This window comes from Bacillus bruguierae, assembly GCF_037104725.1.
Taxonomy (GTDB): Bacteria; Bacillota; Bacilli; order Bacillales; family Bacillaceae_G; genus Bacillus_A; species Bacillus_A bruguierae.
The window spans coordinates 141,834-168,148 of record NZ_JBAWSX010000005.1; the positions used below are offsets into that span (position 1 = coordinate 141,834).

The window sequence follows — 26,315 nt, forward strand, 5'->3', positions numbered from 1 at the left end:
TAGATTAGTATAAATATTTACACTGTATGTAAAAGGGAAGGTGACGAAAGTTATCTTCTCTTTTTTGTAACTACTCAACTACTTTATGAAAAAAGGCAGAAAAGCATTTTTTTAAGTGGGCGAGAGGGACTGGCGATGCATAGGAGCGGTCAGGGCCTTTTCCTACCACGTGCAAGGTTTGAAAACAAAGAAAGGCAGCGAGGTGTAGGTCCATTTTTATCTTCATTGCAGCAATTATAGGTAATAAGGGGCAGTGTAATGACTACTATTAAAGAAATCGGAAGCTTATGTATTACAGATAAAGATGGATATATGATCAACCAGTCGGATAAGAAGAAAATCAATCCTATTTTTTTACCTGCAATACATGATGTGATTCATGCTTATTCTACCTATCTCAAAGATGATTTACATAGTGTATACATAAGGGGATCAATTCCAAAAGGGATAGGCATTGAAGGTGTGGCTGATTTAGATACAATAGCGGTTACCAAGCAACGCCCTAATAAACTACAGTTAAATTGGGTGAAAAAAATAGAACACAGATTAAATCAAAAATATGATTGTGTAGATGGTATTGAACTAAGCTTCTATTCCATAGAAGATATAGATTAATTAGTAACTTTTGAGAATATGAATGCATGGTTATAATCAACGGATAAACAAGAAAGCAGATACTCACAATGTTTGAATCGATAAAAAGGTTTTTGACATACAGGATAAAATGTATTTCCGATAAATCATCCTGTTGTAAAGAGGACAATTTTCAAAAAAAACGGTAATTTATGTTATGGAATTATAAAAGTTTCGGAGGGAGCAATGATGAAAGGAAATAAAAAGGAGATACAAACAAACGACAAGACGATTCGTTATACACATATAGAAAGGGGTTTCAAAACGATTTGCTTTATGTTTTCAGGTTCAGGTTACAATTACGATAAACCATTGTTTTATTACGCGACAATGGCAATGCTCCAAAATAAAATTGATATTGTCCAGATCCATTACTCCTATAATGAGCAACCAACGAAAAATAATATTGAAAAGATAACAAAAATAATGATGGATGATATTAATCCTGTGATTTTCGATGTTTTAAAAAGTGGACAATATAACAATTCTATTTTTTTAGGAAAATCACTCGGAACAATACCAATCGCGAATGACTTAATGAAGAGAGAAGAATTCCTAAAGTCAAAAATGATTTTATTTACTCCTCTAATAAATTTTGATTCAATCTTTGACTCAATCTTGAATAGTCATCATCAAGGTCTTTTCGTTATCGGGGATAAAGATCATTATTACAATGCAAATCAAATTGACCAATTAAGTAAAGCGAATTTAAAAGTTGCTGTAATTCAAAATGCAAATCATTCCTTAAATGTTGGAGAACTTGAAACAACAAATTCAATTTTAGCTTTATCAAGGATAATGGAAAAACTTCAAGAAACCGTTAGGACAAATTAGTGATAAACTGATATTATCAAAAGTGTAAATTTAATTGCTAAATAAATGTAAAATAGGTACTAATTGCACCTATTTTTGAATGGTCATTTTTAATTTTGTACTTCAAATCCGAACCCGTTACTATTAGAAGAACTGCTTTATTATGCTTTTAAACTTTCAGCACCTTGAGACGAAGATTGCTGTTTTCCTGGTTTCACAAATACCATGGCCAGCATACCAATAACGACTGCAATCGCGGCAGCAAGGAACATGGCTTGATATCCATATTTTGCAACAAGGCTTCCTGTTAAGGTCGGTGCAAGGATTGTCGCAAGATTGGCAATGAAATGCGTAACACCTCCAAATGTACCTGCCTTATTGGGCTCTGTATCTAATACAATCGTCCAGTAAATTGAGTTAGGTAAGTAATTGAATGCATTCCCAATGCACATTAAAGTGAGTACCATCGCAGGGCTTTTTACAGCTGGAATCAGCATAAAACAAACCGCTGTGCAAAATAAAGAAGCAACGGTAAACCAAGATCTTGCTAGGCGCAAATTCCCTGTTTTTTCTCGTATTTTATCAGAAATTTTCCCGCCAAGCAGTCCTGTGAATATCGCACCAATCCATGGGATCATTCCTAAAAACCCAAGCGAAGCTAATGAAAATCCAAATTCATCTTGTAGATATTTTGGTGTCCACGTAAGTAGTAAAATATTCACATATAAAAACGCAAAATATCCAATGGCATTCATGACTAAGGAAGGGTTTTTGAAAAAATGATACCAAGGGATCTGGGTTTGTTCTTTATTTTCTAATTGACTTTCCCCATCAAGCAAGCCATCTGTACTTCGAATTTCTTCTAATTCTTCTTTTGATACGTTCGGATGATCTTCTGGTAAATCCGTAAACACTTTCGCCCATACAAATACCCATAGTAACCCGACAACGCCTAAAATAATGAATGTGACCTTCCAGTTTGTAACAGAGAGAAGACCAACAACAATTGGTGCGGTAATGAGAGCACCGACGGGTGTTCCAATTAATCCAAGTGCGACCGCAAATCCTTTTTCCTTTGGTGATACCCAGTTTGCCATGGTACGATTCATCGTTGAAAGTGTAGGACCTTCTGCAAAACCGAACAATACACGAAACACAGCAAAGCCAGCTAATGCTGAACCGCCAAATAGTGCAGCGCCCAATTGCCCAGCAAAAATCGTTCCAATTTCAAAGATTGACCAACTCGTACCTGCTAGGATCCACATAAATTTCGGTCCCTTTTTATCTGCAAGCGCTCCGCCAAATAAAGCGCCAAATATGTACCCATATCCAAAGTAGCCAAGAATTGCTCCCCAGCTTACTGGATTCAAGTTGAATTCTTTAATAATGGCAGCTTGTGCGTAAGACATGGCGCCTCGATCGATATAGTTAATAATCGTCATAAGAACAATCATAAAAATGATAAAATATCTATATTTATTCTTCATCATGTGTCCCCCATTTATAGATCTTGTAGTGCAATTGTAGTAGGTGTTTTGTATATCATTTTTTGTGAATCAAATATAGTAATAAAAAAGCAGATTAAAAGTGCCATTTGTTATGTAAGACAAAAACATATGCTTTAAAAAACCCTCCATTACGATCTTTCCAAAGTATTTCACCACCTTAACTAAAATGTATTTGAATTTTTAGAAAAAATAATCTATTCAATATTTTATCATAGTTATTTTATATATAAAAGACAATGTATAGATATTAACTAGAGATATTCTCATCTCCTTGAATATCGCGCGATGCTGGTTGTATCCATTTCTATAATTATTTTTATTTTTTCTTTATCTTCAACAACCTGGCCCTTTAGTTGAGTGACATAAAGTTGTTCCGTTAAAGGGCAAGATTGTGAAATAACTATTTACATGATGGATACCGCAAGTAAAGGTAGTATCTGCGAATTGTGCCACCATATGTCCAATAATGAATATAGCCCACAGGTAAACTGGTTCGTATATTCGGCCAAAAAAAGTTTTCATAAATTAAGTTTTTTTGTCACAATTGAAACCCTCTATACGTCTTGATTAATGAAAAGAATAGGAGGGATTTAAATGAATAAATTTGATGTTGCCATTATTGGTGGTGGGTTTGCTGGATTAACAGCTGCTCTTTTTCTAGCAAAGGAAGGTAAGAAGGTAGTGGTGCTTGAAAAATCAGACCGATACGGAGGACGGTCGATGACCATTAATAAAAATGGCGTTCTCATGAACCTAGGTGCACATGCCCTTTATAAAGGCGGTGAAGCAATGAAGATATTTGATGAACTCGGGATTACAATCAAGGGAAATGAACCGTCTACGGGTGCACATGTTATTTGGAAAAATGAGGTTTATCAAGTACCGATGGGTTTACGTTCCTTATTTTCGAAGCAATTTCTTAATGGTTTAGGGAAGGTCCGTCTTGCAAAGCTTATGTTTCATCTCAGTAAAATGGATGTGAATTCGGTTTCAAATGAAAGCGTGCAAGCTTGGGCAGAAAGGGAAATCATTGATCCAATGGTGCGCCACTTCTTTTATGCATTATGTAGATTAACCACTCTAACATATGCTCCAAGTATACAGCTAGCTCACCCAGTTGTAAGGCAGATCCAGAGGGGGATAAAAGAAGGTGTTCTCTATGTCGACCATGGTTGGGAATCTATTGTAACCGAATTAAGGTCTAAAGCTGTTAGTTTTGGTGTTAAACTTCTTGAATCTATGAATGTGAATAGTATTGACCACAATGGCCAAGTTGAACGAGTGAGTTGTACGAATGGAGAATCGTTTGATGTAGAAAGTGTGATTATTGCAACATCTCCTAACGAAGCATGTCGTCTTGTGCCCCATGTTGAAAAAACCTCCCTGTATCGTTGGAAGGAGGAAGCAATTCCTGTAACCGCATCTTGCTACGATTTAGGATTAAAAACGTTACCTAATATAAATCATCAATTTGTGCTGGGGCTTGACCAACCAGTCGCCTTTACAAATCAATCCAGGGCCGCGAAGCTGAGTAATGACGGAACATCCGTAGTTTCCTTGGTTAAATATCATGATTTGAATAGAATTTCGATAGATTCTCGAACAGATAAACAACAATTAGAACATACAATGGATTTGCTTCATCCAGGCTGGCAAAAAGAAGTGGTCGAACAGCAATATTTACCTAAAATAACCGTTGTGCATAATTTTCCTCATACCGGTAGAACGGAAAAACCAGGTCCAGCAGTTCCAGAAATAAAGGGCCTTTATATAGCAGGAGATTGGGCAGGAGACGAGGAATTATTGGTCGATGCAGCTGTTGCAAGCGCGAAACGTGCAGCATTACACATATTGAAAAAAGATTGGGTGTTAGTATGAATCAAGAGAAAAAGAAGATGGAATTAGAACAAATTTATCAAGATTACAAGCCACTGCTTTTTTCTCTGGCATATCGAATGCTAGGAAGTGTGATGGATGCAGAAGATATTGTTCATGAATCATTCGTTACTTTTGCAAAACTTAAAGATTCTAAGTCCATTACAAGCGTAAAAGCCTATTTGTGTAAAATTACGACCAATTGTTGTATTGATCACTTAAGGTCTGCTGCCCACAAGAGAGAAACTTATGTGGGCACATGGCTTCCTGAACCGATTGTGGAAGATTACCTTGATGATCCGGCTAATTCATATTTTATGAAGGAATCTTTATCCACCGCCTATATAATGTTGTTGCAACAGTTATCTGAAGTTGAAAGAGCGGTGTTTCTTTTACGAGAAGTCTTTCAATACGAATATGATGAGATTGCCTCTATGGTGGATAAAAGCAGCACAAACTGTCGGCAAATATTTCATAGAGCAAAGAAAGGCCTTGTATATGAACCGAATGTTTACCAACAAGATTATCAGCAATTTAGTAACTATGTAGAAAGGTTCACTGCGGCATTGCAAAACGGTGAAATTTCAGAAATGATTCAAATGATGCAGAAAGACGCAATCTTTTATGCAGATGGTGGTGGGAAAGTTACAACTGCACTTAAACCCATTTATACTGCGGATCGAATTTCACACCTATTCTTGAATGTAATTAAAAGGTTACCTGAAGGTGCTTTGTTCAAATTTAAAAAGGTTAACGGTGGACCAGGAATTGTTGTTATGATTAACGGTTACCTAGCTTACGTAATTTCATTTGAGTTTAAAGAAGGGAAAATCAATTCCATTTACATGGTGGCGAATCCTGATAAGCTTAGCCGTTTAAACGAAAATATTTAAGCGGTTATCCAAAACATCAATAAAAAATGATGTTTTGGATAACCTTGTATTCTACTTACTTCATTATTGCTGAAGTTGTTTAGGTGAAATCTATTTCGTCTTTAATTTCATGTTCTTGGTGAAAACAAGCAATAATCCAAACAAATAATAAATGATACTTACTGTTATAACACTATAAGTAAACACTGGAATCGTCGTTGGAGCCCATACTTTAATAAATGCCCAAGACCATCCTCCAAGTAAAATTTTCGGAAACATGATTGTAAGCGTCAAGATTGCAGCTACAATCAACGTATGAATGGATAATAACAAGATCCTCTTTGCGTTTAATGATGTCCTAACTCGTTGTTTTCTAACGAGCTTCCGTATTATTCTTAGCGATAGTAGGATAAAAAATAAACCCAAACAGCCGACTACAATACATAGGATAGTCACGAATCTATCCAACTTTTGATAGTTATCGGAATGATGATTAGTAACATTGTTTCCCTCCCATAGATCCATCACGCCTTCACCTATGGCTGTTGTAAAGTTCGTATTCATATTGGACAGAATTGCTACCCCTAATTGTTCATCGGGCTGCATGATGAAATATGAGGTGAATGTTGGATTCTCTCCGGCATGGAAAATATATTGTTTTTCGTTTTTTTTTATAACTGCCCATCCGCTGGCATAGTAGGTATCCTTATCGAAAGGCTCCACTGACTGATCAGGGATATGCGATTCTTGAATGAGCTGCTTGTCGATTGTATTGCTCGGATCGTTTCCTAATTGTAGTTTCATCCATTTCGCTATATCATTCGTATTGCTGATAAGATATCCCGCTGGTATGTTCCCACGATAAATAGGCGGCGTGTAATACTGCTCTTTCATAAATCCTCTTTTATAACCAGAAGCCATTTCAGTGGACTGAACTTGATGCAACCCAACGAACGAGTCTTTCATACCGATCGGCTCTAATATCTGTTTTTTCATATATATATCGTAGGGTTGCTTCGTTACGCTCTCGATAACAAGTCCCAGTATATCATAATTGATTGTCGCATATTCAAAAGAGCTACCTGGCTTTCGGTTTAATTGCTGATTCAGTAATTTTCTTACGGTTAACTCAAGGGCGTTATCTGCATTACTTTCAGGAATTTGTGTTATAGAATTAGAAGCTATCCCGCTGGTATGATGAAGCAGCTGATTCAAAGTAATCGTCTGCGGTTCTCCATTATATTTTAACTCTAACCATGGGATATACTTCCGGACATCATCTGATTGTTTTAACAGCCCTTCTTTTTCTAATTGTAAAATGGCTAGACCTGTAAATGCTTTCGTTGTAGATCCGATTTCAAATAACGTATTAGAGGTCACAGGTGTTTTCGCCTTTACATCAGCGTACCCGAAGCCTTTTTGATAAACCGTTTTCCCTTTCTCTACAATAACTAACGATATCCCTGGAATTTTACTAATGCTTCTTTGCTCTTCAACAAACTGTTCGATCTTTTGAATTTTTTCACTTGATTCAGCGTTAGCTATTTTGGGTATGAAGCCACTAACCGCCAGAATTATAGCAATCATTAACATACAAAGTCTTACTGCTGGTTTCATTACCGATTCTCCTTGATTAAATTTATGCTTTTCATATAGCTGTTGCTGGCTACATAAAAGTAAATCGTTTGCATTGCCACGTAAATGTCTTCATGTACTTTAATTCCTCCTTATACATTGTTGGTGTACTAGATCATATGTCTTTTGTATACAACATAAACGAGAGACGGGCGTGAAGGACTATAAAAATGGAACGGATATTTAAATATTTTAGAAGAATATGGTTAAAGAAGACATGTATCTGTCTTACAAATTAAGCTTGTATTCTTACAAATTTGTCACTTTGTATAAAGCATAGTCACAAGGTTTCTGTCATAGAGTGCAAGGTAAATTGTTATAAAATAATAAGATTCGTTATCAAAAACCCGTATTTTTTGTAACTATTAACATGTTTATTAGCCTGTTAATTAAAGTGGTAATCCGCTGTGAAAAATGAAGTGAACAAAAAGTAACTCTAAAATCAATCTTTATGGTGTAACTTGGATTTTATTGACGTTTACGGTATAGACATAATGATGTAATATATTGAATGAAAATACATGAAGGATGGACATAAAATGGGAGATTTATTATTGATGATGATTGAACGAGTTGGTTTAATCGTTATTTTAGGATATTCACTTTCACATATTAAGGCGTTCCGTTGGCTGCTGCATAAGCAAGATGGTTATAAAGGTAGCTTTATGTTAATTGGCATATTTTCATTATTTACAATTGTAAGCAACTACACAGGGATTGAGATTTCTGGTAATACGATTTTGAATGATAACTGGCTGCGGGGTGTCTCTTCTTCTAGTACGATTGCGAATACGCGTATTATGGGAATTGGGATTAGCGGGTTACTTGGAGGTCCAATTGTTGGAATAGGAGTAGGATTTATAGCTGGCATTCATCGTTATATGCTAGGGGGAACGACTGCATTGAGCTGTGCAGCCTCTTCAATTTTAGCTGGGATTGTGACAGGTTATATTGGCTATTTATATCAAAAACGAAATCGCGTTGTGACCCCTAAGTTTTCTTCGGTGCTTAGCATCTGTATGGTATCGCTGGAAATGCTTATGATTCTTTTTATAATCGATGACGGCTGGAGCATTGTGAAAACAATTGCAATTCCAATGATTATCGTAAATGGTTTCGGAAGTTTTATTCTATTGTCAATGATTCAGTCCATGTTACGACAAGAAGAACATGCGAAGGCATTACAAACGCATAAAGTATTGCGCATTGCTGATAAAACACTTCCGTATTTTCGCCAAGGATTAACGGAAGAATCATGTACGCAGGTGGCGCAAATTATCCATCACTTTACAGGAACAGATGCAGTTTCTTTAACAGATACAGAAAAAATATTAGCACATGTTGGATTAGGATCTGATCATCATATTCCTTCCCATAGCTTAATTACTGAATTGTCAAAAGAGGTGTTAAAGGTCGGGGAGATTATGAAAGCAAAGTCGCGTGAAGAGATTAATTGTCAGCATGGAGGGTGTTTATTACAAGCTGCAATCGTGATTCCGCTCACATCACGTGGAAAGACCATCGGTACGTTAAAGCTTTATTTTAAAAATCCCAATTCATTAAGCCCCGTAGAGGAGGAGCTGGCAGAAGGATTAGCGAAAATCTTTTCAACGCAGCTTGAGCTTGGAGAAGCAGAACTGCAAAGTAAATTGTTGCAAGATGCGGAAATAAAGGCGCTGCAAGCACAAATTAACCCTCATTTTCTTTTTAATGCGATTAATACAGTCTCTGCTTTATGTCGTACAGATGTAGAGAAAGCAAGGAGATTATTGTTACAGCTAAGCGTATATTTTCGCTGCAATTTACAAGGTGCAAGGCAGCTTCTTATTCCATTGGAACAAGAATTAAATCATGTGCATGCGTTTTTGTCGTTAGAACAAGCAAGATTTCCGAATAAATATGAAGTGAAAATGTATATTGAAGATGAATTGCATAATATTTTGCTTCCACCGTTTGTGCTGCAATTATTAGTAGAAAATGCTCTTCGTCATGCATTTTCTCAAAAACAGCCTATATGTCAAGTTGAAATTCATGTTTATGCCAAGCAAAACAGCGTACATTTCAAAGTAAAAGATAACGGTCAAGGGATTGAACCAGAACGATTAGAGCGGTTAGGAAAAGCAATTGTATCGTCAAAAAAAGGAACGGGAACAGCATTATATAATATTAATGAACGGTTAATGGGCTTGTTTGGAAAAGATACAACACTTCATATTGTTAGTGAGCTAGAAGCAGGGACGGAGATGTCCTTTATGATTCCAATTCAAAGAAAAGGAGGAAGCGATATTGAGAATATTAGTAGTTGATGATGAAATGTTGGCGCGTGACGAATTAAAATATTTATTATATCGAACGAAAGAAGTCGATATTATTGATGAGGCAGACAGTGTAGAAGAAGCGTTAGAGAAGTTGATAGAAAGTAAACCAGATCTTGTTTTTTTAGATATTCAGCTGTCGGATGATAATGGATTTGAAATTGCTAATATACTAAAGAAGATGAAAAAGCCGCCTGCTATTGTATTTGCAACGGCCTATGATCAATATGCCATTCAGGCATTTGAAGTAGATGCTTTAGATTATATTTTAAAGCCGTTTGACGAAGAGCGCATTGTCCAAACGATTAAGAAATTTAAAAAACGAAAGCAACATGAAATGGAAGAGAAACAAGAAATACATGCGTCAGATGGATCTAGCAGAATGAAAAAATTAGCGCTGCTGATTGATGAATCGATTGTATTAGTGAATATAGAAGATATCGTATATGCTGGATTGTTAGACGGAAAAGTAATTGTGAAAACGATTTGTGATACGTATGTGACGAACGATACGCTTGCCATATTAGAAAAAAAATTGCCACAAGTGAATTTTCTGCGTGTGCATCGCAGTTTTATCGTAAATGTAAACCATATTTCTGAAATTCAGCCGTGGTTTAACTCTACGTATAATTTAATTATGAAAGAGGATTCAAAAGTGCCTGTAAGCCGAACATATGCAAAAGAATTAAAGAAGCTGCTTTGTATTTAACAAGCAGCTTTTTGCATTTCATCCTTCTTTTTCTGTAACTGATTTCATATATTTGACGCCCTGTGTTGTAAGCACCTACACAATCGTTTACATCCTATACAATAACGGTATCAAATCGAAAGAGGTGGAAGGATGATATGAAACGTTCATCTGTTAATCCATGGCTTGTTGTCCTCGGTACAGTCATTGTCCAAATGGGACTTGGAACGATATATACATGGAGCTTATTCAATCAGCCTTTAGTGAGTAAATACGGCTGGAGTCTTAACGCTGTTGCGATAACTTTCTCAATCACTAGCTTTTCTTTAGCATTTTCAACTTTGTTTGCGGGTAAATTACAAGAGAAATGGGGACTTCGTAAACTCATTATGATAGCTGGATTAGCCTTAGGAATTGGGTTGATGCTTAGTTCGCAAGTTTCCTCATTACCAATGCTTTATGTACTAGCAGGCGTTGTTGTAGGTTACGCAGATGGTACAGCTTATATCACTTCACTATCCAATTTAATAAAGTGGTTTCCAGAGCGTAAAGGTTTAATTTCTGGTATATCTGTCTCTGCATATGGCGCGGGTAGCCTAATTTTTAAATACATTAACGCAAAGTTCATTGCTTCAGTTGGTGTATCACAAGCGTTTTTATATTGGGGCTTAATTGTCGCAGTTATGATAGTGATAGGCGCTTGTTTTATCCATAAAGCGGCTGAACAAGATACAGTTCATGAAACAAAAAGTCATGACTTTACAATAAGAGAAATGCTACGCACAAAAGAAGTGTATCTGTTATTTATTATGTTTTTTACATCATGTATGAGTGGCTTATACTTAATTGGTATGGTAAAAGATATCGGTGTTAAACTTGTAGGGCTTAGCGCAGCAACAGCAGCTAATGCTGTCGCTATGGTTGCGATCTTTAATACGGTTGGCCGAATCATCTTGGGACCGTTGTCAGATAAAATTGGCCGTTTAAAAATTATTTCCACAACGTTTGTCGTTATAGCTATGTCTGTTTTTGTTCTCAGTTTTGTGGATTTAAATTATGGTATCTATTTCGCATGTGTAGCAAGCGTAGCTTTTTGTTTTGGTGGAAATATCACGATTTTTCCAGCCATTGTTGGTGATTTCTTCGGTCTAAAAAATCATAGTAAAAACTACGGTATCGTGTATCAAGGCTTTGGTTTTGGAGCACTCGCAGGTTCCTTTATCGGTGCAATTCTAGGCGGATTTAAACCAACCTTTATGGTGATTGGCGCATTGTGTGTCGTGTCATTTATTATCGCTATTTTAATTCGACCACCTAGTCAGCAAAAAGAAAAACAAGAAAATTATCGCAGTGCAGCGTGAGCATGTTTCATTTTTATTTAAAGTTTAAAGATAAAAGAAGAGGGATTCGCTTTTCTAATGAAAAGTAAATCCCTCTTCTTATTCATACTTATAAATATATATGATTTTTAAATTTAATTAAGGATATAATTACGATTTCTAGCCTAAGTGATGTGGGGATTTTTTCTAATATAACCAGACCAGTGACAGAGAGCTTTTTAGAGTAGTATGCTCTTGATTCCTATGAGAAGTAAGAGTGGTAATTTATTTTCATTTACTTATGAAAGAATTATTCGTCATATCATTACTCATGAAATTCATCACATTGGACAGTTGTCTGTTTGGTTACGAGAAATTGGCTTAAAGCCTGTTTCATCTGATTTATTAATAAGGGATTATATAAGAATTTAGTTCTATTTCTTAATGCTATTATTGATTTAAAATAATGTTGAGGCTTTTTCAAATCTAGAAGATGAATATGATGTGGTTTGGCATAACAAGTTAGCTTTTTGTGAAGTGGGAAATGGAGATTACTTAGCGTTTGATTTGAATCATAGTAATGATGCTCCAATAGTTCTACCTTAGTCATGATGATGGAGACGGACACGGATATAAAATAGCGAATAATTTCATTGAATTTATTTGATAATTGTCTTGTGCTTATTCGTGAATCGAGCACTTTTTTTAAAATGAAAAATAATAAACGTGTGTGAAAAAGGATGTTATGTTTCCTCATAGAAAAAAGCAACCGGTTGAATTATCAAAGTTGAAATTAAGATCCATATGGCAAGGATAAGGAATGTATTCGTCATTGGGCTTATAAAAATTAATAAACAAGTTAGTAAATGAAATAGAACATAGATCAGAAAAGATTTTTTTGTTGCATGTAATGTTGTATCGCAGTTTGGGCAAACAAGCTTATGAGTGTTGTTTCATAAAAAGAGGGTTCTTTTCTTTATTTCGCTATGGCATTTGGGACATGTTTTCATTTTTATTTCACCTCATCATTTGTTAATTTGAAGACTACAAAATTCTTTGGATAAAATAAGAAAAGGAGTAGAGCAATTCAATGTTTTTCTTTATCTGTCAATCTACGTAAAAGAGAGTATATTGATAGAAAAATGATGATATAAATCCCGAAATCAATTGTGAATAATAAAATGTCGAATTTATCCTGAAATACGTTGTAATTCAGGCCGATATAAGAATATATGAATTTGGAAATGAGATTTGAAAGCAGAATAGAAAAGAACATTACAATGAAGTTTCTCATTGACACCCTCCTATAAAATACCATATATGTATATTTATTGTACTGAAAATTCTAATTATATTCAATAGATGAACAAGAAACCTTTGAAGGGATGACTTTATCTTGAATTTATCCCCCACCTATCTTCTTCGATTCTCTCTGAATATTGAGGTGGGGGGTCTTACTGCCCGTTAATGCGGGATAAATGTATCGCACATCCATTCATAAAATTTTTCCTTCTCTTCAAATTGTGGATAATGAGCTGATTTCTCAAAAGCAATAAATTCTTTTTTATTGGCTTCAATCATATCAAAATATTTTTTTGCTGCATTAGATGAAGTCATATAGTCATATTTACCCATGATAAAATAGCACGGTAATTTAAGTTTTGTTACTAAAGTAGGTAATGGATTTTTCAATACTTCCTTTAACAAAATCTTTTGTGAATAGGCTAACCCATAGTTATAACGGATTACATCTAATAAATTATACTCACTACTAAATAACATACTGATGTTATTACCATCGGGATTATCAATAAGTCTTGAACTCCCACCATATTTCATAACATAATTTCGTGGAGTAAACGTATCGCCATTTTTGATTTTTTCAGTTAACCCTTGTAAATATAAAACATCATCCGTATTGCCATCATTTTGAGCCTGATTAATAGAGTAATTCAAACTGTCAATCTCGTTTTCTACTGTATCACTCATCTGTCCAATACCAACATATGCTTCATATTTTTCAGGAGCTTTATAGGCAGCTTGCATTCCAATATATGTACCATAAGAATGACCAATTAGTATTACCTTTTCTTTGCCAAGACGTTCTGATATATAATCCGTCATAGCTAATAAGTCCTCTACGAGTAAGTTTGATGAAAGATTAGAATAATCCTCAAAAAAATGATAGGATTTTCCACTTGCTCTTTGGTCGTAATTAACAACCGTAAAATTGTTTTCCAATAAGTCTTGGTACTTATCGGCATACGGTATTTCCGGACATCCAGGTCCTCCATGTACAAAAATAATAACTGGATTATCCTTATTTTTGCCACGTATCATAATTTCATGATTACTTCCATTTATCTCTACTTGTTCTAATGTACTTATACTGTTATCACCTTTTATATGCGAAGTCCATGTAGGGAAAAAAAGTGCTATGATTAGTAATATGATAATAATTACTCCGATACATTTTATTAATTTTTTTATATTTTTCATATGACCCCTTTCTTCTTAATGTGTTTATTTGTCGAAAGTAAATTATTACCTTTTCACTTTAACACAGTTGAAATAAATATGGGTTACATTATTTGTAAAAATATCTACTGACAATTAATAAAAAGAGATTACTGCTTTTTGAACGAACCTGCCCCGTTAGTTAAAAAGAAAATACCCTTAGATAAATAATTACCTAGGGAGTTGACTGAATAGGTATGTATTTTTTGAATCCCTTGCTTATGGTTCCATTATAGCCATTTTTCGTGAAGAATTTATGTGCTTCTACTCTAGTTGCGCTACTTAATAAAATAATTCTTGTAGATTCTCTTGCAATTGATAGCTGTTCTACATGTTTCAATAATTTTTCACCTATTCCATTCCCTCGAAATTCTTCATTTACAATCACATATTCTACAACAGTATATGGTCGAAATTGATATCCAGGGTCAAGGCAAAAAGTCATAAATATACTTCCCTTCACCTTGCCATGCTCCTCATAAACAAACAAAAAGTTATTGGCATCATTCCTAATTTGTTCAATTCTTTCTGGCAAAACCTTAATGTTTTTACTGTGCGGTGCTAATATTTTATAGAGATTTTCAATTGCATTACTGTCCTTTGATTCAGCTTCGCGAATCATATAACTCCTCCTCTGTTCACATTGATATATAAATAGTTTGAAATATTGTTACATCTAAATCATATCCTAAGAAATACTTTTTTGGTACAATTTAGATGTAGGTTTACGCTTAGCACAGCCAAAAAATAAAATGTATGATATGGAGAGACTTTATATATGCAAATTTTACTTTGGATTTTCTTTATGCCAATACTTATATTATGTGGAATTATTGGAGGAATCTTTTTAATTATAGCAGGGGCTAAGTATCGCAAATTACTCGTTATCATATCAGGAATTGTTTGTTGTTCATTTATCATTATGCCTTTTGTTTTCTTAGGAATGGGTATCGATATGGAGAAACTTATTCCGATTCCAACTGTTATGTACTGGAGTTTGTTTGCTTTAACGGGGTTATTTACATGCTTGAGTGGGAGTAGTAATCAAATTGTGAGTATTCGAAATGTGGGAATTATTATTTGTTCTGCAGGAACACTTGGAGCTATTTTTTATCAAATTATATAATATTAGCGATGATGAGCGAAATTGCTGTTTTCATATTTTGCGAACTAACTTCGTTGCAATTGAAGAGATAACCAGTTTATTGTGATGCTATTCATTTATCTGGAGGACAAACGAGTTATTTTTATAGGATGATTAAAAAGAGGGGATTTGACAAAATAATTAGAGAGTTCATCTTAAGTAGGAAAATTCTTATTGGAATGAGTGCAGGTGCAATAATAATGGGGAAATCAACAAGAATAGCTACTTTATTAGAGAATGATATAGTAGAAAATGATAAAGGATTATGTTTGTTTGACTTTGAAATTTTTCCACACTACACAGAAGAAAAAGAATCTATTATCACTGAATATATTTATGAGTATCCAGATAATATGGTCTACGGTTTACCTAATGACGCACTTATACACCTCAAAGAAAAGAAAATGAGGTTGTTAGATGATATATCTATTTATCATTCCAAAGTTTTCAACATATAATTTTATGTGAAATTAATATCTGTATAATGTGTAATTCTATCTTCTTATTTGAGTAAATTCCTTCTTGGTTTCGCTGGTGTAGAGATACGATTGAAAAGTGTAACAAGTATGTTGCTAATGTTGGTGGAATGTATACAAGAAAAATAATAAACACTTAAAGTAATTTTTTACTTTGAGTGTTTATTATTTTTTGAGACTATATATGATAAGTCAATGGAGATTGGCCAGGTTTATTATTTGTGTAACCCTATTATTCTCATACTTAACAGTAGTTCTTATTTTGCATAATAGTGATGTAATATAAGGAGAGTTTATATGGTACTCATTAATAATCTTGATATAAAAATTTTCCTATTATAACAAAAGGTATTTTATCTTGACTTGGATAAAATGACTCTTTGGCATTGATCTGACCTAAGAAGTAATTCTAGTACTAATACAATTAATAGGATCCATTTCTATGAAAGGAAGTGAAAAAATGATTTGTAAATTATGTGAATTTAGTTGAATTATATTGAACATATATTACGGATTTTACACCGTTGTTATAGAATTATTTTATAAAAAGCTTTGCGAATCGCTGTTTCTCTAGGATCATCAAACATTTGCATACCAACGTGTGTCATCGCATAAGAAAAGCCAACTCGATTTATTGGATCAGCGAAACATAAAGAGCCACCCGCGCCTGGATGACCAAAGCATGAGGAATTTCCGTAGTGAGAACCTGTTTCTAACGGTTTGAAAAAACCTAATGAAAAAGCGGTGTCAATGGTTTGGACAGCATCACGCCAGCCACCGCCCGTTTGTGCAGGTGGTTTTGATAGTTCGCTTAAAGTATATGGGCTTAAACCTAATATGGGACCACCATTAGCAAATTCACTATATATTTTTGCCATATCACGCACTACACCGATACCATTTCCAGATGGGAATTCTATTTCTCGTAATTCTCTTTTGTTGAAATTATCATGCGCTAGTAATCCTTTTGGATCCACCATACTGCGTTTTGCTAAGGATTTTGGATTCATAAATGCCCATAGTAAGCTTTTGGGGAAAGAACCAAAACTTTTAAATATGTCAAAGATAGATTGAATTCCTTTAATAGTCGCTATTCGTTCATCTGGAAATGAAGAGGGGATACCAATATACATTTCTGCTTGTAAAGGCTGTGCAATCTCTTCATTGAAAAATTGAGTTAGATTTCTTCCTTTTGGATCTACATGACGAATTAATTCACTTATATACCAACCGATTGTCCAAGTATGATAGCCATGTCTTGTACCAGGTTCCCAAGCTGGGTTCATGGTTTCCAAATAAGGAGCAACGTTTTTGGTATCGAAATCACTCAGTGTATATAGTGGTAATTTGTTAATACAACATAAACCAGCTTCGTGTCCAAGTAGTTGACGAACTGTGATGTTTTCTTTTCCGTTTACCCCGAATTCGTTCCAATAAGTAGATACTTTTTCTTCGTAATCTATATAACCTTTTGAATGAGCTAAGGCCAGAGCAAGAGAAGCGAAACCTTTTGTTCCAGAAAATATGAGAACGGCTGTATCTTCTTGCCAGAGTTCTTTTGTAAGATGATTACAATATCCACCCCATAGATCAACAACACACTCACCGTTGTAATAGATGCAGCAAGCTGCCCCTAATTCTTCACGATCTGTAAAATTTTCTATAAATACTTGTTTGATTTTTTCAAATCCAGGTTTGACAAAACCGTCAATATGAATAGCTTGTTCCATTGTCATATCCCCTTACTGTTCAAATTAGGACAAATAAAATATTTATTATATATAATAATACAACACCAAAATATGTAAATCCTTTATGCTTAACTTAATAAAGTAACATAAGGTTAATTTTGAATATAGAATGTATATATATTCAGTTGTTATTAAAAGGGTATGGAGAAACACTACAAAGTAACACTTATTTTTACATATATGTTAAATTGCGCCTCCGCAAGATCAAAACTTCAAGTAGGATTTTACGATGATAACCATTATATATTTGAGAGTTATCGAGACTTAAAGGTTAAACATTTCATTTTATTTTACAACGTGTCATGTTTTTCTTATTTTTAGAAATATTGCTAATTAATGTATTTGGTCTTATATTATTAGAGTACATAATTTTCTGTTTTTTACTTTTAGGTACTTATCTTCTGATTTATGTATTGATTTGTAAAGGAGTTATTTTATGGATTATAAAATTGTATTTTTTGATGTTGATGGAACCCTTACACATCATGAAAATGGTAGTATTTCAGATAATACGAAAGAAGCTATAAAATTACTGAAAAATAAAGGATTAAGGGTGGTTGCAGCAACAGGAAGACCGTTATCTATGTGCGATGAAATAAGAAAATTAGGAGTAGATACATTCATTACAGCAAATGGAGCTTATGTGAAGCACAATCAAGAGGTTCTTCATAAAGTACCAATGGATAAAAATATCATTCGAGAAGTGGTTGAATTTGCAAATATGGAGAATAATGGGCTCTCATTTTTTACAGAAGATTTTAGTATGAATGGTGTAGAAGATAAAGAAATACTAAAAGCATTGAATGAAACGTTGTCATTGAATGCTTATCCAACTATAGATAAACATATTTATAATCAAGAGGTCTATTTGATGTGTTTATATGCTACTGATGAAACAGTAGAGAAATACATTCATAAGTTCCCACATTTAACATTTAGCAGATGGCATCCTTTTGTTTTAAATGTTTTACAAGAAGAAGTATCCAAATCCTTAGCAATTAAGAGTGTCTTACAGTATTTTGGCATTGATAAATCAGAGGCTATTGCGTTTGGGGATGGTGGAAATGATATAGACATGTTGGAATTAGTAGGATTTGGGATTGCTATGGGAAATGGGAATGAAGAATTAAAAGCAGTTGCAGATTTCGTCACGAAAGAGTCAAGTGAAGATGGAATCGACTTTGCTCTTAGAAAGTACGGAATTATTTAAGTATGAATAAATAACGATCATTTTTTTGATTTAAGCCGCTTGATTATCAGACATGGTACAATTGTAAACGACACCTAATATATCAAAGACTGTTTTCTTCTCATACCTATGAGATTTTCGTCCGTTTTGCTGTAGGAGGTTGAATAGGCGAAGTAGAACCTTTGATAGCTCTTGGGTGTCTTTCTGTATAGCTTGGAAAAGAAGAAGAAAATAATCTTTCATCATATATGGCCTTATACTCACTCAGTTCTTGTTTCTTTTTCATAAGAAGTAATTGCCGAATTTGAAACATGACAGAAGAACAGAGTAGAATGGCAATCAGTTGTCCATACAAATGGCAGACACTTTCAAAGGTAGTGTTTAAAAATGAACCATATGTTACATACTTTTATAATTACGATGAAAATAAAAAAATAATACAAGACAATAGTATTTTAGGGAAACACACTGAATCATTTGGAAATCTTAATTTAAATTGGTCGCTTTTCGACCAATTAGTAGATGGCATTCATGAAAACTTAAAAGAAAGAGGATTGAGTGAGAAAAAAGATTATTCTATACGATACATTCAATTTATTGATGTAGATGATGATAAAAATGGTGCAGAAGCTTTCGTAGATTTTAAGAAAGATAAAGAATCTCATTACGTATACCGTATGAATAATGAGGGAAAAGCTTATCAATACAGTTGCAAAAATGGTAAATGCACTTTTTAAAAATAATTAAAAGGGGGAGGGAGACATTTGATCTCCCATTTTCAATCCTCCCCATTTCTCATAATGCTTTAGTTACTTTATTTTAACTATAGGAATTTAAATAGTAGGTAGTTCCATATATTGTTGCTTGTTGGATGGGGCAAGCCCTTTTTAGACAGCCTCTTGTTACATTAATCAAGAATTTTCGTTTAGGCTTAGAATTTTTTTGGTAATTTCATTTCTTTCAGTACTTGTAAAAGTCATTAGTTTTGGAGCTGAAGGGAGGTTGAAATTTACATGAGAATGAGATAATTCAAAAAGAAAAGTACCAATTAATTGTTTATTTCGGTTTTCAATGACAATCCAAAAGATACGCTTTTCATGATCAGGCGTTCCCCATTTTGCTTTTTCAATAGAATTTCTAAAATTTAAGCACCCAGCAATAATAAAGTCATCTTCTTTTATTTTTTCAGCAGACTGAAAACCTGCTTTCTCAAGCTCTTTCCATGCTGGGGGAAGTAGTTTATCTAAGTACATACCATACGTGGCATCTTCATACTCAGGAAATAATTTTTGGAGTTCCTCAATGGTATTTGCAAGAACTTCTTCCCAATGGTCCTTTAGATAACCAGATACTTTTTGTCCTAACTCTTCAATTGACATTTCGGGTTGAATGTTTAATTTTGACACTTAGATCCCTCCATCATTTTTTGTTACTTACTTCTTAATCTTATAACATTAAAGCCAATTATAAAGTTTTCAATTGTATATACTTATTTTAGAGGGGATTAAACGATAAACTTTATAATAAATTTAAAGTTGATAGGGATGAAAAAGAATGAAGAATAATATAAGGCCTATTGATATTGCGAAAAGGTTAAATTTAAGTACTAGCACTTTAAGAAGTTACGAAACAAGGGGGATTATCCCAACCACAGAAAGGTTGGGTACAGGATATCGAATCTATACGGAGGAACATTTAGCATATTTTGAATGTATAGTAGCCATGTCACCCGGGTTTGGAATGGAGATAACAACAGCTGTATTAAAAAAACTGCAACAAAAAAATCTGAATTCTGCACTCTGGATAATCAACGAGATACAAGCAGTCACCTATCAAGAAAAAGAGTTAGCTACTAGAATAATAAAAGACTTAAACAATATCGTTGATTCTCAATCGATAGAAAATAACCTAATGACGATTGGAGAGGTAGCAAATAAAACAAAAATTTCTACTTCTACTATACGATATTGGGAAAAAGAGAGATATGTTAATTCAAAGAGAGGTGAAAATAATTATCGCTACTTTAATTCATATCAGTTTATTAAAATTTTGTTAATGAAGCTTACGCAAAACGCTGTGTATTCACACGAAATTGTTCAATTAAAAAAATCTATTAGAAATTTGGAGGAATACAATATTGAAGGGGCAAAAAGCATTGTCGAGGAGTGCCAACAGCATTTAAATAAACGTAATCAAGAACAGTTACATGGACTATACTTTTTGTATCGATTATGTGCAAAGTTAGGATTAAAATAACTAAGAAAATATTAATATAGGGTAATTTTGCCCAAATCCCCGAAAAGGGGGAATAAGATTGATTTATTATAAACAAAAGAAATCCCTCTAAACGAATTAGAAGGGTTTCTTTTGTGTTCAGCTTAGATACATTCCATGTAGAATCATTGAGATACACTAATCCACTACAATTTATGTTATTTTTTAAATACTCCAAGGTAAACTGTTAAATAATAGTTTACCTTCAGTTTCTATAATACAACCTAATAAATGTTAATAAACGTTAATAAATGTTAATATATGTTATGTATAATGGATATTTACTTTATAAAATAAGGGGGAATATTATGACTGAAACAAACGAATCTTCAGGAGTCAATTTTAAAAAAGATGTGAAGTTTTCTATTATAATCCCTGCACACAATGAAGAAAAGTACATTAGAAAATGTTTGGATTCAATTGCAAAGGCATCAGAGGCATATAAAAATCAAACTGAAGTCATAGTTGTTTTAAATCGTTGTACAGATAAAACAGAAGAAATAGCAAAATCTTATAACTGTATTACATTAAAAAATAACGATAAAAACTTATCCAAAATCCGAAATGCAGGGGCCCAAATAGCTAGTGGAGAAATAATCATTACTATAGACGCTGATACCCAAATGACAGAGTCTATGTTGTCTAATGTAGATAAATATTTAGCTTCAGGTAAATACATTGGCGGTGGGGTAACTGGGAAGTTTGAAAGAATATCTTTAGGAATATTCCTTTCCGCAATTTTAATAATAATCCCTTTATTTTTTAAGTATGGAGCTATATCTGTAGGGATTTTTTGGTGCTATAGAAAAGACTTTATGGCAATCAAAGGCTTTAATGAAAACATGCTTATGGCAGAGGATGCAGATTTCGCTAAACGGTTAAAAGAATGGGGAAAGCAAAATAATAAGAAATTCGGTACAATTAAAAATGGAATGATAACTTCATGCAGAAGATTTGATAAATATGGAGACTGGTCTTTACTTAAAAATCCAAAAGTAATCTTAGCCTATCTAAAAGGAAATGATAAAAAATACGCAGATAAAACATATTATGATAACCAAGAAAGATAACTGTGAAAATTCCTAAACAAATCATCATCAAATGAACTAGTAAAACAAGATAAATGTAAACTTTTGAATATTAGTTTACATTCAAAATATTGATTTCATTAGCCTTATCAACTTTAGCTATTTTTAGCAAAATCACCAGCAAAAGTATACATTCGAAGTATGATAAATAAAGAGATTAAGACACCCGTGATTAAAAAAAGCTAGATTCATGCTAGCTTTTTTACATAATTCTCGTTAATAGAAAAGTAAAAAATGTCTCAGAATGAATTTAGCAATGTTTTTTATAAACAACTAGAGGACTATTGGATTGATAATATGCGTTCCCACTAAGATTGTGGGTGCGTCATAAATTAAATAAAAAAGGGTTTTTTTAGCTAAAAATCTACTTCTACACATGGACAAGTATGCAGTCTTTCAAATATTTTTTTGAATAAAATATATAGAACAATAGTTGTACAAGCTCCTACTCTCTTATTTCTTTTATTACAATCTAACGATAAAGGAGGTGAATAATCTTGTCTTTTCCAAACATCCCTAATATCACACCCACTATTTCTATTACTACTGCACAGACGATTCCGTTGCTTTTAAGCTCTATTGCCCTAGAAGAATTAGCTTTGTCTCACATTATCAATGCTAAAGCAGAGGAGATTCAATTTGTTCTCGGAACATTACCGGGAGGAAGAACCCTCGTTCCTCCGACGGTTACGATATCCAATCTTCTTGATATTAACAAGCGTGTGCAAGGAACCCTTCGTGACGTCATCAAAAAGGAAATGCTGCTTGAGTTCAAATTCGAAAATGTTCTGGATCTATTAGCAACTGTTCCTCCTCCTCCGTCTACAGTAACTGTTACCTTGAATGCTGATCCAACTACGATATGCGCTTTTGGAACAGGGCCTAATACCTCGATTCTTACTGGTCAAGTATTGGTGAATGGAAGTCCCCCTCCAGCAGGTACACCGGTTTCCTTTATAGTATCTGCTCTTGGTACCGTAGCTCCTAATCCTGCTCTTACAGATGCATTTGGCAACTTTACTGCGATTTTCACATCTACTGATGGACCTGGAATGGCAGCTGTTATCGCTACTGCTTTGGGAGCAAGCAGCAATACCGTCACTATCACTATTAATAACTGTCAGACAACTATTACCTTGGTTGGTCCAGGCTCGATATGTTCTCTTGGAACAGGGTCTAATACCGGGATTCTTACTGGTCAAGTGTTGGTGAATGGAAGTCCTCCACCACCAGGTACATCAGTTTCCTTTACAATAAATAATCCTGCTCTTGGTACTATAGCTCCTAATCCTGCTCTTACAGATCTATCTGGCAATTTTACGGCTACTTTCACAGCTACTAATGGACCTGGGCTAGTAACGGTTACCGCTACTGCTTTCGGAGCAGCGATTATCTTAGCTATTAACATTATGGATTGCCCGCCGTAACTATTATTTTATTTACTGCTGAATATGTAGTGAATGATTCCATAAAAGAATCTAATATTACTACTTTTTCTAGACAAACATTGGTTGATGATAGAAATAAAAAACGAGCTAATATTAGCTCGCTTTTTATACATACATGGGAAAAAATAGTGTTTATTTTCATCTATACAATTAATAGGTTTTTATTTTATTAGGAAAGAAAGGTGTATATGTTATACATGTGAAGTTTGCATAACGCAACATTATGAGAAGCAAGAAAAACGCACAAACCTTTTCTAACATTGGATTTGTGCGTTTTCTTTTTCTATCATACTATGCATGATTTTATACATTGTAGAGATACTAGGGTTTTTTCAGGTTTATGAATGTCCAGTATTAGTACAAAATTTTGTATAAATGAAAACAAGTGATACGTGAATTACTAGGAAAAATATCATTGCTATAGCGAATATATTTTTGAGGTGAAACGCTATGAAGACGTTTTATAGTCCTAGTGACGTGGCGGAGCAATTAGGTATCCAATTATTTGCATTACGTAAGTGTGCAGACGTGTTAGAAAAAGAGGGCTACACTTTCATAAAAAACGAGCGTGGGCATAGGAAATATAGAGAAAGTGATGTAATGGTATTTCGTAAGGTTATAAACCTAAAGAACGACACAGATATGACACTAGAAAATGCCACAAAGCAAATTGTATTATGGCATCAAGGTGTTGAAGTGTTGCCATTGGATCGACATGAAGTTGAGCGCTATGAAGAACCGGATTTCAACGCTACAGACGATGATTCAAGATCAAAAAGAAATCATTGAAAAACAAAATGAGTTGCTCCAGGAATTAACTGAACGATTAACTGAGCAAGACCAGCGATTTATACAAAGAAAATCAGAGTTATTGAGCGCTATACAAACGATACAGGAATCCCAGGCACTTATTATAGCGACGAATACTAGCGAAGACATAGTAAAGAACCAGGGCCGTGATGAGATGCTCATGCAAACAATAAGGGAAGTTCAGGAAGTTAAGAAGATGATTGCAGCAGGTAAAGAGAAGAAATGGTATGAGTTTTGGAAATAATCTTTTGAAATTTGATTAATTATTTCCCTTTATCTCTAAAAATTTAGGAAAATAAATCCAATAATAATGGTATAATTTTTAATGTTATATGGGGAGGGAGAACATAGTTTAAATTAAGATTATGTCTGAAGAACTAGAATTGGTTGCTAAAAAGCAGGATAGTTTAAGAGAGAGTTTTGAGTTGGGGATGATAAATTGAAAAATAATAAATCAAATAGGGCTTTAAGGGTTGGAACTAATATCGTACTTATTTTATTACTCTTAGGTGCATTCCAAATGTTTTTTGATGAAAATTATACAAATGACCACTTTGGTGGGTTATTTTTGATAGCTTTTTGGATGGTTAGAAGTATTTATGGTTTTACTATAAGTTTAAAAGAAGGAAATAAGAAGTTAGCATTAATTGATTTAGGTTTAGTAATTTTTGCTTTTTATTTTTTATTTTCTCAGAGTATTAAATATTTCCTCTGAAAATTACTAATTCACTAACGAGGCTTTAATTTAAATAAACTTCATATAAAAGTAAAGCTTAGAGTCATATGAGAACTCTGAGTTTTTTTGGATACTACCGATAAGTGGGGTTATGTTAACCTTACATGAATATGATATTTATTGCTTCTTTGGATATTTAATTTGATAAAATTAAATATCCAAAGAAGCAAATTTCAACGGAGGTTAAAGTTGTGAAAAGATTAGTGATTATGACAGTAGGTAAAACTCATAGTGGGAAAACTACATTTGCAAAAGCACTAGAAAAAGAGTTATTTAACTCCTTTGTTATGGACCAAGACAACCACGCAGAATTTATAAATACTTTTTATGAAAAATTGCAGCCGAAACAAGGACCTAATACTCTTAAACACTCTATCTCTCGATTAATAGTTGATTACGCCATAAAAAATACTGATTTACATCTTATTGTTTGTAATTCAAATCGAAGTCAAAAAAGTCGATTAAACTTACTTGAAAATTTATTTACCAAAAATCAGTTTGTTCGTATTCTTGTTAATTTTGATATTCCAGATAATGTACTCCAAGCCAGAGTTACTCAAAGCGAACGTAGTACGAACATATTTAGAGGAGCCTATTCAAATTTTGAGGAAGTTCTTATTCGACAACAAGCTGAATCTCTTAATGAAGATGTAGTAGATCCAATAGAAGGTGAAGCAGACCATCTATTTGTAATTAAAGACAACGAAGAAGTTGGTTCCGTTATTAAAGAAATTGTTCATATTGCTAAAGGACTTGAGTTAAAGAACAAATCATCAAATAACTTCCATAATTATACGATTTCAGAAACGATTAACTAGGGGCAATTTTTAGTAGGTTCCTAAATATGTTGACTCCCGATAACGAAAATTATGTAAAACTTCCCTATTATTAATCATTCATTTATCGTTGCGATTGAATAATATATAAAAAAGGCTTGATTCCTTCACAAGAAATCAAGCCTTTTTACTATTTAGGGGTTTAGCCGCATCGCTATCAAGTTAAGAAATTGGTTGTTCCCCAAAACGAAAAAAATGAACTAAATTCCCATGGACACCTATGAAAAGATGAAATTTTCGTTATGGGGCCACTTTAAAATGTTAGCTTGATGGGCATGCGGCAGGCCCCCTAGAAGACATCGCATTCATTTCTGTTGACTTTATCAATTCTTCGGTAGTATTTGCAATTGAATTCATGTTATCAAAAAGATAAAAAAACATGTTGTAT

The 26,315-nt window shown here is 33.8% G+C and carries 22 protein-coding genes and 4 pseudogenes; 19 read left to right on the top strand and 7 right to left on the bottom strand.

From position 1 onward, the window contains the following. Nucleotides 1-258 precede the first annotated feature (258 nt). Together WAZ07_RS11040 and WAZ07_RS11045 are read left to right on the top strand one after the other, a co-directional pair. The gene (locus WAZ07_RS11040; protein ID WP_336472482.1) at nt 259-615 is read left to right on the top strand and encodes a hypothetical protein; all 357 of its coding nucleotides are present in this window, start codon (nt 259-261) and stop codon (nt 613-615) included. Nucleotides 616-822: 207 nt separating this feature from the next. Next, nucleotides 823-1,467: an alpha/beta family hydrolase gene (locus WAZ07_RS11045; RefSeq protein ID WP_336472586.1), complete on the top strand. Its 645-nt coding sequence runs from the start codon at nt 823-825 to the stop codon at nt 1,465-1,467. A 140-nt stretch (nt 1,468-1,607) separates the two neighbouring features. On the opposite strand, the gene WAZ07_RS11050 is transcribed toward WAZ07_RS11045, so the two are convergent. Continuing rightward, nucleotides 1,608-2,933: an MFS transporter gene (locus tag WAZ07_RS11050; protein WP_336472587.1), complete on the bottom strand. Its 1,326-nt coding sequence runs from the start codon at nt 2,931-2,933 to the stop codon at nt 1,608-1,610. A gap of 615 nt (nt 2,934-3,548) precedes the next feature. Between WAZ07_RS11050 and WAZ07_RS11055 the strand changes: the two genes are divergently transcribed. After that, nucleotides 3,549-4,832 (top strand): phytoene desaturase family protein, encoded by a 1,284-nt coding sequence (locus WAZ07_RS11055; protein WP_336472483.1) that lies wholly within the window; start codon nt 3,549-3,551, stop codon nt 4,830-4,832. 17 nt (nt 4,833-4,849) lie between these two features. Continuing rightward, nucleotides 4,850-5,722, top strand: coding sequence for an RNA polymerase sigma-70 factor (locus WAZ07_RS11060; protein WP_336472484.1), 873 nt, complete (start codon nt 4,850-4,852; stop codon nt 5,720-5,722). Between the two features lie 90 nt (nt 5,723-5,812). On the opposite strand, the gene WAZ07_RS11065 is transcribed toward WAZ07_RS11060, so the two are convergent. Next, complete coding sequence (locus WAZ07_RS11065; RefSeq protein WP_336472485.1) at nt 5,813-7,318, bottom strand: serine hydrolase domain-containing protein; 1,506 nt, start codon at nt 7,316-7,318, stop codon at nt 5,813-5,815. Between the two features lie 557 nt (nt 7,319-7,875). Between WAZ07_RS11065 and WAZ07_RS11070 the strand changes: the two genes are divergently transcribed. The 5 genes and pseudogenes from WAZ07_RS11070 to WAZ07_RS11090 form a co-directional block, all read left to right on the top strand. After that, a complete protein-coding gene (locus WAZ07_RS11070; RefSeq protein WP_336472486.1) occupies nt 7,876-9,642 on the top strand; it encodes a sensor histidine kinase in 1,767 nt (588 codons plus the stop codon). After that, nucleotides 9,620-10,360: a LytR/AlgR family response regulator transcription factor gene (locus WAZ07_RS11075; protein WP_336472588.1), complete on the top strand. Its 741-nt coding sequence runs from the start codon at nt 9,620-9,622 to the stop codon at nt 10,358-10,360. Before WAZ07_RS11070 ends, WAZ07_RS11075 begins: the two co-directional genes overlap by 23 nt. A 137-nt stretch (nt 10,361-10,497) precedes the next feature. Continuing rightward, entirely contained in the window at nt 10,498-11,700 is a 1,203-nt protein-coding gene (locus tag WAZ07_RS11080; protein ID WP_336472487.1) for an L-lactate MFS transporter, read from the top strand. Nucleotides 11,701-11,922: 222 nt separating this feature from the next. Further along, entirely contained in the window at nt 11,923-12,090 is a 168-nt protein-coding gene (locus WAZ07_RS11085) for a DinB family protein (protein WP_336472589.1), read from the top strand. Nucleotides 12,091-12,129: 39 nt separating this feature from the next. After that, nucleotides 12,130-12,322 (top strand): annotated as a pseudogene (locus WAZ07_RS11090) (SMI1/KNR4 family protein); the annotation flags it as partial. An 800-nt stretch (nt 12,323-13,122) separates the two neighbouring features. On the opposite strand, the gene WAZ07_RS11095 reads toward WAZ07_RS11090, so the two are convergent. Continuing rightward, complete coding sequence (locus WAZ07_RS11095) at nt 13,123-14,157, bottom strand: alpha/beta hydrolase (RefSeq protein WP_336472488.1); 1,035 nt, start codon at nt 14,155-14,157, stop codon at nt 13,123-13,125. Between the two features lie 193 nt (nt 14,158-14,350). Then, nucleotides 14,351-14,797: a GNAT family N-acetyltransferase gene (locus WAZ07_RS11100; protein ID WP_336472489.1), complete on the bottom strand. Its 447-nt coding sequence runs from the start codon at nt 14,795-14,797 to the stop codon at nt 14,351-14,353. Nucleotides 14,798-14,953: 156 nt separating this feature from the next. Between WAZ07_RS11100 and WAZ07_RS11105 the strand changes: the two genes are divergently transcribed. Beyond that, a complete protein-coding gene (locus WAZ07_RS11105; RefSeq protein WP_336472490.1) occupies nt 14,954-15,301 on the top strand; it encodes an ammonia permease in 348 nt (115 codons plus the stop codon). Nucleotides 15,302-15,390: 89 nt separating this feature from the next. Beyond that, nucleotides 15,391-15,777: a Type 1 glutamine amidotransferase-like domain-containing protein gene (locus WAZ07_RS11110; protein WP_336472590.1), complete on the top strand. Its 387-nt coding sequence runs from the start codon at nt 15,391-15,393 to the stop codon at nt 15,775-15,777. Nucleotides 15,778-16,322: 545 nt separating this feature from the next. Here WAZ07_RS11110 and WAZ07_RS11115 read toward each other — a convergent pair. Further along, complete coding sequence (locus WAZ07_RS11115) at nt 16,323-17,525, bottom strand: serine hydrolase domain-containing protein (RefSeq protein WP_336472491.1); 1,203 nt, start codon at nt 17,523-17,525, stop codon at nt 16,323-16,325. 457 nt (nt 17,526-17,982) lie between these two features. Between WAZ07_RS11115 and WAZ07_RS11120 the strand changes: the two genes are divergently transcribed. Next, on the top strand, nt 17,983-18,756 hold the full coding sequence (locus WAZ07_RS11120) for a Cof-type HAD-IIB family hydrolase (RefSeq protein WP_336472492.1): 774 nt from the start codon (nt 17,983-17,985) through the stop codon (nt 18,754-18,756). A 30-nt stretch (nt 18,757-18,786) separates the two neighbouring features. Here the strand turns inward: WAZ07_RS11120 and WAZ07_RS11125 are convergent. Further along, nucleotides 18,787-19,096: pseudogene (locus tag WAZ07_RS11125) on the bottom strand (IS4 family transposase); the annotation flags it as partial. A gap of 13 nt (nt 19,097-19,109) precedes the next feature. On the opposite strand from WAZ07_RS11125, the pseudogene WAZ07_RS11130 reads away from it, so the two are divergent. Then, nucleotides 19,110-19,472: pseudogene (locus tag WAZ07_RS11130) on the top strand (DUF3139 domain-containing protein); the annotation flags it as partial. A gap of 174 nt (nt 19,473-19,646) precedes the next feature. On the opposite strand, the gene WAZ07_RS11135 reads toward WAZ07_RS11130, so the two are convergent. After that, complete coding sequence (locus WAZ07_RS11135) at nt 19,647-20,141, bottom strand: DUF6022 family protein (protein ID WP_336472493.1); 495 nt, start codon at nt 20,139-20,141, stop codon at nt 19,647-19,649. A 148-nt stretch (nt 20,142-20,289) separates the two neighbouring features. On the opposite strand from WAZ07_RS11135, the gene WAZ07_RS11140 reads away from it, so the two are divergent. The 6 genes and pseudogenes from WAZ07_RS11140 (at nt 20,290) to WAZ07_RS11165 (ending at nt 25,909) form a co-directional block, all read left to right on the top strand. After that, nucleotides 20,290-20,991 carry a MerR family transcriptional regulator gene (locus WAZ07_RS11140; RefSeq protein WP_336472494.1) on the top strand — a complete coding sequence of 234 codons (702 nt, stop codon included), beginning with the start codon at nt 20,290-20,292 and terminating at the stop codon, nt 20,989-20,991. A gap of 326 nt (nt 20,992-21,317) precedes the next feature. Next, nucleotides 21,318-22,079 carry a glycosyltransferase gene (locus tag WAZ07_RS11145; RefSeq protein WP_336472495.1) on the top strand — a complete coding sequence of 254 codons (762 nt, stop codon included), beginning with the start codon at nt 21,318-21,320 and terminating at the stop codon, nt 22,077-22,079. A 515-nt stretch (nt 22,080-22,594) separates the two neighbouring features. Further along, nucleotides 22,595-23,524, top strand: coding sequence for a hypothetical protein (locus WAZ07_RS11150; protein WP_336472496.1), 930 nt, complete (start codon nt 22,595-22,597; stop codon nt 23,522-23,524). 471 nt (nt 23,525-23,995) lie between these two features. Next, nucleotides 23,996-24,599: pseudogene (locus WAZ07_RS11155) on the top strand (DUF3967 domain-containing protein). A gap of 195 nt (nt 24,600-24,794) precedes the next feature. Next, nucleotides 24,795-25,070 carry a hypothetical protein gene (locus WAZ07_RS11160; RefSeq protein WP_336472497.1) on the top strand — a complete coding sequence of 92 codons (276 nt, stop codon included), beginning with the start codon at nt 24,795-24,797 and terminating at the stop codon, nt 25,068-25,070. Between the two features lie 212 nt (nt 25,071-25,282). Then, nucleotides 25,283-25,909: an ATP-binding protein gene (locus tag WAZ07_RS11165; protein ID WP_336472498.1), complete on the top strand. Its 627-nt coding sequence runs from the start codon at nt 25,283-25,285 to the stop codon at nt 25,907-25,909. The last annotated feature ends 406 nt before the right edge of the window (nt 25,910-26,315 follow it).

Excerpts from the sequence above, each read along its gene's own strand:
- WAZ07_RS11105 (WP_336472490.1), top strand. The coding sequence starts at position 14,954 with ATGCAAATTTTACTTTGGATTTTCTTTATGCCAATACTTATATTATGT.
- WAZ07_RS11045 (WP_336472586.1), top strand. The coding sequence starts at position 823 with ATGAAAGGAAATAAAAAGGAGATACAAACAAACGACAAGACGATTCGT.
- WAZ07_RS11065 (WP_336472485.1), bottom strand. The coding sequence starts at position 7,318 with ATGAAACCAGCAGTAAGACTTTGTATGTTAATGATTGCTATAATTCTG.
- WAZ07_RS11095 (WP_336472488.1), bottom strand. The coding sequence starts at position 14,157 with ATGAAAAATATAAAAAAATTAATAAAATGTATCGGAGTAATTATTATC.
- WAZ07_RS11050 (WP_336472587.1), bottom strand. The coding sequence starts at position 2,933 with ATGAAGAATAAATATAGATATTTTATCATTTTTATGATTGTTCTTATG.
- WAZ07_RS11055 (WP_336472483.1), top strand. The coding sequence starts at position 3,549 with ATGAATAAATTTGATGTTGCCATTATTGGTGGTGGGTTTGCTGGATTA.
- WAZ07_RS11085 (WP_336472589.1), top strand. The coding sequence starts at position 11,923 with ATGAGAAGTAAGAGTGGTAATTTATTTTCATTTACTTATGAAAGAATT.
- WAZ07_RS11140 (WP_336472494.1), top strand. The coding sequence starts at position 20,290 with ATGAAGAATAATATAAGGCCTATTGATATTGCGAAAAGGTTAAATTTA.
- WAZ07_RS11120 (WP_336472492.1), top strand. The coding sequence starts at position 17,983 with ATGGATTATAAAATTGTATTTTTTGATGTTGATGGAACCCTTACACAT.
- WAZ07_RS11070 (WP_336472486.1), top strand. The coding sequence starts at position 7,876 with ATGGGAGATTTATTATTGATGATGATTGAACGAGTTGGTTTAATCGTT.
- WAZ07_RS11080 (WP_336472487.1), top strand. The coding sequence starts at position 10,498 with ATGAAACGTTCATCTGTTAATCCATGGCTTGTTGTCCTCGGTACAGTC.
- WAZ07_RS11115 (WP_336472491.1), bottom strand. The coding sequence starts at position 17,525 with ATGGAACAAGCTATTCATATTGACGGTTTTGTCAAACCTGGATTTGAA.
- WAZ07_RS11040 (WP_336472482.1), top strand. The coding sequence starts at position 259 with ATGACTACTATTAAAGAAATCGGAAGCTTATGTATTACAGATAAAGAT.
- WAZ07_RS11100 (WP_336472489.1), bottom strand. The coding sequence starts at position 14,797 with ATGATTCGCGAAGCTGAATCAAAGGACAGTAATGCAATTGAAAATCTC.
- WAZ07_RS11060 (WP_336472484.1), top strand. The coding sequence starts at position 4,850 with ATGGAATTAGAACAAATTTATCAAGATTACAAGCCACTGCTTTTTTCT.
- WAZ07_RS11145 (WP_336472495.1), top strand. The coding sequence starts at position 21,318 with ATGACTGAAACAAACGAATCTTCAGGAGTCAATTTTAAAAAAGATGTG.